This is a genomic window from Planktothrix sp. FACHB-1355 (genome assembly GCF_014748295.1).
Taxonomy (GTDB): Bacteria; Cyanobacteriota; Cyanobacteriia; order Cyanobacteriales; family Aerosakkonemataceae; genus Aerosakkonema; species Aerosakkonema funiforme_A.
In genome coordinates this window covers 1-2,369 of record NZ_JACJUP010001096.1, presented here as the reverse complement: position 1 = coordinate 2,369, position 2,369 = coordinate 1, and the positions used below count along the sequence as shown (strand labels likewise).

1 protein-coding gene is annotated in these 2,369 nt (G+C 40.1%); it reads right to left on the bottom strand.

Annotation, left to right across the window (positions count from 1 at the left end; all coding sequences use genetic code 11):
* Positions 1–204: 204 nt before the first annotated feature.
* Positions 205–1,944 carry a choline/carnitine O-acyltransferase gene (locus H6S82_RS29405; protein WP_190464865.1) on the bottom strand — a complete coding sequence of 580 codons (1,740 nt, stop codon included), beginning with the start codon at positions 1,942–1,944 and terminating at the stop codon, positions 205–207.
* Positions 1,945–2,369 lie beyond the last annotated feature (425 nt).

The window sequence follows — 2,369 nt, the reverse complement described above, 5'->3', positions numbered from 1 at the left end:
CCCTAACCTTAATGTATAACTCTTCGTAACTAATCCTCAATTTGTCATAGACAATAGCAGTTTTTAAAGGATATTGTTGGGCATTTTTTAGGAGCAGTTCTTCTAACATACTTTTTTGTAACTAAATTTGCTCGAATTTACATCTAAGTTAAAATCGCTTTCTGAAAATACCCAATATATTTGAGACTTTCAAGTTTAGATTTACTACTTAAAAGTCTTGAGTAAATCTCCCAGTTCTGAAAGTGATTGATTCAGAAGTTTGGTATATTCTGACGGTTGGCTAAATTGACTGGTAACGCACAAGGTAATTTTCTCAGGGTTGATTATGTAGCTAACTCCGTAACCGTAATTCACTGGTGGTGATACGAAAACAAAGCCAGCAATACCCATATTACCAGGCAAGCTGCTAGTCCATATAACTGGTTGAGTAAAGACTTGACTGTAGGCTTTATCCAGGAACATTTCCGGAACCATATCCTGATAACGACCGAGACTATAAAGCGCGAGCAGGTGCAAATCAACATTCAGTCCCTTTTTACAGTTAAATAATCGTCGCATATGGGCAACTATTGCTGCATTTAGAGCTGAGTATCGCGCCTCTTTTGCACTAGCCTGGGAAAAAACCCGGATTAGCTCAACCGATTCGCTAGTTACTGTACGGATATCCTCGAATCTTCCGTATTGAAAATTTCTGGTGTGTACCGATTCTGTGACACACATAATCTTACCATACAACCGAGCATAAGCTAACTGAATCGATAGTTGAACTATCGCATCAACATTCAGGGTATGCTGCCGCAGGAAGTCAGCACCGAATTCTTGAAATTCCAGTACTTGCAAATGATGTTGTGTCTTTAAATTCGCAATATTTTTTTTTGCTAGTTCGATTTCCTCCCTGATTCCTGGGCTTAACTTCCACTCTAATTGGATGGGAGATTCCCATTTTTCAAAAGCCGTAAGTGTGGGCGCTTCTTGGTGAGGTTTCTGGCTGATTTCGTCAGTCATACGCATTACTGTATAACCGTCAAATCCGCTGTGTTCGATGTTGATTGCTGCCTGGCAGTTAGCAGTGACAATTATTTGTACGGGCTTGTCAAACCAGCGATTCTGCCCATCACCGTAAAAGGCATTTTCAAGGCTTGTTTTTAAATTGCTGGGTGTTGTTTCGTCCAAACATACAACAAATAAAGCGCTGTCCAATAAGGCTAGAGAGCGAGCGTTTGCCGGACTAATAGATGTAATATAGGAACGCAGAACAGCCCATTGAGTGCGAGGTAAGGTTGTTAATGTCCCCACCGCACAGTCGTAGTCGGGTGTGTTTTCAATTATCCAGTTGAGTTGTTGTTCGATCTGTTCGATCGTTGGTAGTTGCTCTCCTTTAATTAGATTTAAGCAGTAAAAGCGATCGCGTCGGATTACTATTATATGCTCTGAGTTTTGAGTGCGTACCAGACTATCTCGCTTGATGCCTGGAATCCGCGATGTACCGAATAAGTTGTCATACTGAACCATACATAGGGCAGGACGCCCTATTTGGAATATATCCCGATCTGGTTCCAGAGAACGAGTTTTAATTTTAAGGTAGAACTTTAGTAGGTTAAAAATTAGGATGGCGGCAACGGGAGTAGGAGATAGTTCCTCGCTTCCTATGAAGGAAGACAACACTTGTGCGATGTTTGTCTTCCTCACCAATGGCAATCTCGCTTCTAAAAAGCGTTCATCTAAAAATTCATCTATATAGCTAGTGCTAGTTGAACTGGCGATCGTCTCCAACTGTTTTTGGAGCTTTTGTCCTTCTTCTTGTTGAAATTTTTTCACTGCCGCCTTTGTGCAAGCTAGTTCTGTCTCGCTTAACAGCGGGCTGACTGCATCGAGATAGTGGGAGCAAGTATGTTCTAGCTGCGGTAGAGGCTGTTTGGGAAGCGACTCCTGGAATTGGTACACCGCTATTTTTTCCTTTAATTACATATCGCTACACAAAATTGTTTAGGCATTATATTTCAACCCATTTAACGAAACTTCGTCAAGTTATTTACTTTTTTTACAGACCGATCGGCTTAAAATCGAATGTAGTTGACAAACTACACAATTTTTCGCCTTGATTTCTGCGTTTACGTCAATTTATCAGAAAATTACCACTGTGTCAACTTCCTTCTTACCTCCAGTAACTATGAGTTACTTAAAAAAGTTATTCTGCCCAAAACTATAATTCTGTCGGGTAACACACTATCTTTCCAGATCGATTAATTTAATCATCAAGCAATTTCTTAATAAAGTGTAAATATACTTAACAATTTAGGAGTGAGAAAGGCTTTAGGATAATGGGGTAAGATCTAGCGATCGCCTACATTTTACGCAGAGTGTAAAAA